Source organism: Streptomyces sp. P5F9 (assembly GCF_057961495.1).
Genome location: NZ_JBXVPZ010000634.1, coordinates 1 through 4,450, shown reverse-complemented (window position 1 = coordinate 4,450; position 4,450 = coordinate 1). Strand labels below are relative to the sequence as shown.

The 4,450-nt window shown below is 70.5% G+C and carries 3 protein-coding genes; 1 reads left to right on the top strand and 2 read right to left on the bottom strand.

Annotated elements, in window-relative coordinates; all coding sequences use genetic code 11:
- On the bottom strand, positions 1-1,461 hold a 1,461-nt coding region (locus tag AC31A1_RS47375), incomplete at its 3' end, for a hypothetical protein (RefSeq protein ID WP_489659260.1).
- A gap of 1,205 nt (positions 1,462-2,666) precedes the next feature.
- Entirely contained in the window at positions 2,667-3,329 is a 663-nt protein-coding gene (locus AC31A1_RS47370; RefSeq protein WP_489659259.1) for an NUDIX domain-containing protein, read from the bottom strand.
- Between the two features lie 166 nt (positions 3,330-3,495).
- Between AC31A1_RS47370 and AC31A1_RS47365 the strand changes: the two genes are divergently transcribed.
- Positions 3,496-4,450, top strand: a 955-nt coding sequence (locus AC31A1_RS47365) for a DUF5954 family protein (protein WP_489659258.1), incomplete at its 3' end; no start/stop codon positions are given.

Here is a 4,450-nt window from a genome sequence, read left to right as displayed (position 1 = left end):
GGGCGGGCCGTCCAGGTCCCAGGACGGGGCGAGGGCCCTGGCGACGTCGGCGGCCGGGTCGGTGCCCGGGCGGAACGAGCCGTCGGCGGACAGCGCGGCCCACGCCCTGTCGGCGTAGCGCCGGGCAGCGGCGTCCGGTCGGTTCGAGGGGTCGGGTCCGGTCACGGGGTCGGCCCTGGTCATCACCCGGACTCCGGCGGCCCGCAACTGACGCAGCGCCGGCTCCCAGTCGCGGCCGCGTGGGCAGGTCGGGACGAGGTCGTGTTGGTGGGGCCGCCCGGGCGGCCTGCGGGCCACGATCAGCAGGACACGCCGTACGTTCTCCGGGGTGCCGTTCGGCGGGCTCGCGAGCGGCATCACCGCGTGGAGCGCGTCCTCCAGCGAGGACGCGAGGTCCTGTGCGCGCAGGGTGTGGCCCCAGCCGGCGAGGGCCGCCGTCAGGACGGACGCCGGACCGGGCGGGACCGGGGGTTCGAGCAGCCGGGGCCGCGTGGTGTAGCTGTTCTCCTGGATCACATGGTCGTAATGACCGACCGCGCCGACCCGCAGGGTCGCTCCGGTCGGGCCGTGAGCGGCGAGCGCGGCGACCAACTCCCGGGCGAAGGCGAGGCGTTCTCCGGTCTCCGCCGGGTCCGCGCCGCTGAGCTCGACCGTGAGGAGGAGCTCCAGCCGGGGCGGTCGGACGATCCGGTGGGGCAGGCGGGTGAGCAGCGCGGGTACGTCGATGGCGGCGCGCGGAGTCGGTACCGGTGCCGTCCCGGTGCGGGGATCGACGAGGTCGACCTCGCCGGGGCCGCGCAGGACGAACGTGAGCGTGGCGTGGTCGAGCGCACCGACGCCGGCCCGGTGCACGGCCAGGGACCGGGCGCCGGTCCCGTCGGGGGCGGGCGCACCGGCGAACACCGGTAGGTGCAGCGGTTGTGTGACGCCGGGCCCGCCGTGCACGGTGACGCGAGAGGTCGCCGTCTCGCCGCGCCGCAGCCGCGTCCCCGCCGGGAACAGCACGTGGTTCTGGGTGCGCACGGCACCGGTCTCCCGGTCGGAACGGGCCAGCACCAGTGTGTGGTCGGCGAGCAGCGGCGCGGTGCGCAGGACCTCTGTGACGGCTTCCTCGGTGGTGCTCTCCGCGGCCGTCGCGCCGCCGCGTCCGAGTTCGGCCCGCAGGGTGTACACACCGCGCGCCGCGACCGCCGCCCGCTCCAGCAGGGCCCAGCCGGTGCGGGGTGTCAGCAGCACGAGGGAGTGTTCGTACGACGGCGGAATGTACGCCTTGAGCCAGTGGAGAACGGCGTCGTCGAATTCACCGCGGGAGACCGGGGACAAAGTGCCGATGCCGCCGGCCAGTTGGAAACGACGGATATCCGGATGCGAGTCGAGTTCGGGAGCAAGGGAACGCCAATTGGTGCTTCCCGCATCGGCCTGTCGGGGTAATCCGCCGTCTCCCACGGCCACCTTGATCATGTTCACGTCGTCCGGCGTGAATTCGAGGAAGAGTAATTCCTTGACGCGGCGACTGAAGAGGTCGTCGAGAATGTTTTCGTACGCCTCGGTATCTTCCGCCGGCCATGGGCCCGGAGTCCGGCCGGAGGACGTTCCGGGTGAATCCGGGGGGCCGTCCGGTATCCGTTCCCCTTGTCTGGGCGGACCGCCTCGCATCACTGCCGCGAGCCGCTCGCCCACGACCCCGCCGGTCTGTGCCGACCGCCGTGCCGCCCTTGCGTCCCAGGTGTGCCCGGCCGCTTCGAGCCCCGATCGCGCCTGCTCGACGTCGTGCGCGGTCAACTCCCCCAGAACCCGGTCGTCGTACAACTGCCATCGGCACACCGGGCAGAACTCGTCTCCCTGTGCCGGAGTTCCGCACACAGGACATGCCTGATCATTACGGGATTCCCCCATTGGATGACTCCCCCCGATGCGGACAGCCGGCCGTATGCGCCGGACTGCCGCTCAACCCCCCGGACGCCGTGTCAGATCCCCACCCGAGCACGGTCGTCCGTCGGAGACTCTCGCCTCCGAGTGCCTCATGATGGCACAACCGGAGGCAGCGTGAACCCCTTTGGGAAGGAATTCCGAAACGATCATTCCGGAGCTCCACGAGCCCCTCCGCAAGCCGACCGAAGTCCGGAGAACTCGCGTTCGCATCAATGGCGAACCCTGCTGGAAAGAGGTCGGATTCCCTGAAACTGCCCGGTGTCCGTGGCGGGTTCAGTTCAATTGGAAGGCACCACGGCACTCGGAGTCCACCCTCGCACGTGACGCAAGGGACCTACGTGACGCAGGTGGCGGTTGTGGCGGACGATGCGCCGAGGGGCCGACGAGGATCGAGGGAGCGGACACACGGCGCCCGATCGGTCGTGCGGACAGAGCCACACGCTCCCCCGATCAAGTCACCGATCGGGCAAGGGAGTTCGCCGGCAGGAGGTGGCCGGATTCCGGCTGTCGGAGCGCGGCGGACTTTTCGCGCTCTTGACGGAGACGGATCCCGCCATATCGCGCGGAACAATCCGAACAGCCCGGGCGAAACCACACCGTATTCGTGAGGAGAGGCCCTGCCTTGTGCGTGCGGTGGATTCGGTTCGCCGCGTCCAACCGTTCGCACCCGGGTCATCCGGGCGCGAACGGGAGTCTTCCTCCTGAAGCGCACTTCAAGTCAAGTCCCCGGGCGGCTACTTGGCGAACGGCCCGTCCAGCGCCGCCCATTGGAGCAGCATGATGGTCTTGGCGTCGGCGATCTCGCCGGTGCGGATCATCTCCAGGGCTCTGCGGAAGGGCAGTTCGAGGATCTCGATGTCCTCGCCCTCCTCCTGGAGACCGCCGCCCTCGTGGGTGCGGGTCGAGGGGCCGTAGGACGCGGCGTAGAAGCCGATGCGTTCGGTGACCGAGCCAGGGCTCATGTAGACGTCGAAGACGTGCTCCACCTCGCCGACGGTGTGCCCGGTCTCCTCCACGACCTCGCGGCGTACGGCCTCCTCCGGGTGCTCGTCATCGTCGTCGAGGAGTCCGCCCGGGGTCTCGACGAGCATGCCGTCGGGGTGGCCGTTGACGTACACGGGGTAGCGGAACTGGCGGGTGAGCAGGACCATTTCGCGCTCGGCGTCGTAGAGGAGCAGGGTCGCGCCGTTGCCGCGGTCGTGGGTCTCGCGTTCCTGGGTGGTCCACGTGCCGTCGCCGTGCTGGAAGTCGAAGGTCGTGGTGCGCTCGACGTACCAGTGGCTGGACAGCAGGGTCACGTCGCGGACCCTGACGCGCGGGTTGCCGGTCAGGTCGAGGCCGGTGCGGTCCAGGCCGGTGCGGCCCCGGCGGTCGGGGGTGTCGGCGCCCGCGGTCATCGGACACCGGCCGGACGGGAGGGGATGATCGAGTTGTTCATGTCCGACGTCTATCACCCCGGGGGTCGGCGGCGCATGGCCAGAAGCGGTGCCCCACGAGTTCAACTGGTGTGCCGGTTGCGTTGATTCGTCGCGAACCGTCCCCTCGTCCGGGCATGCTGGAAACATGTCTGAGCACGGTGATCAGGTACCCGGATACCGGATGATCAGGATGGAGGCCCAGCCGGACGCCCCGGCGGCTGCCCTCGCGGACGTGGAGGCGTGGCAGGCCCGAAAGGCCTATCCGGACGTCCTCGGCGGTGGTGGCGCGATATTCGGTGTGGCCGAGGAGATCGAGACCGGCGGCTGGAAGATCGTCTCCCTCTTCTCCACCCCCTACCCGCAGGGCGCACGCGACACCATGGCCATGACCTTCCGCGAACAGGCACGGACCGCCGAGGACGCCGGCGACACGGAGACCCAGCGGGAGTGGCTGCGGAACGCGGAGCGGCTGGACTGGGAGGCCCTGGACGAACTCACGGTGCTGGGACGCCGGTTCCGGATCGTGCGGGCCGACCAGTTCATCCGGATGGGACCGACGGGACCGGAACCGCCCCGGCCGTCCGACCCCGACCCGGCCAAGGCGGGGCACGGTCACGAATACCGTGGCCGTACCAAGGGATTCGTGATCGACCCCTTCACCCCGACGGGGATGTCCGAGGGCATCCTGCGCATGGAACTCCTGTCGCTGGTCCACGCCAAGGGCACCGCTCCCGCCGCCATGCGGAAGGACTCGTTGCGCGCGCGGGAGACGCATCCCGGGGGCGTGCTGCTGCCCGCCGAGTTCACCGCGGCCGAGTTCTCGGACGGCCACTGGGCGCCGACGCAGATGACGAACGCGAGCCCGCAGGGGTCGCGGGACACGCTCACCACCTATCTGCGGGTGATGGCGCCGGTCATGGAGCGGCTCGACGAGGAGACCAAGGCGGAGTACGGGCGGCTGGCCGACCGGATCGACGCCGAGCGCTGCGACGAGGTCGTGATCGACGGATGCCGGACGCGCATCGTGCGCGTGGAACGCCTCGTGCGCGTCGGCCCGGACGGTCCCGAGGGCCCGCGCCCCTCCGACCCCGACCCCGAAC

Excerpts from the sequence above, each read along its gene's own strand:
- AC31A1_RS47370 (WP_489659259.1), bottom strand. The coding sequence starts at position 3,329 with ATGACCGCGGGCGCCGACACCCCCGACCGCCGGGGCCGCACCGGCCTG.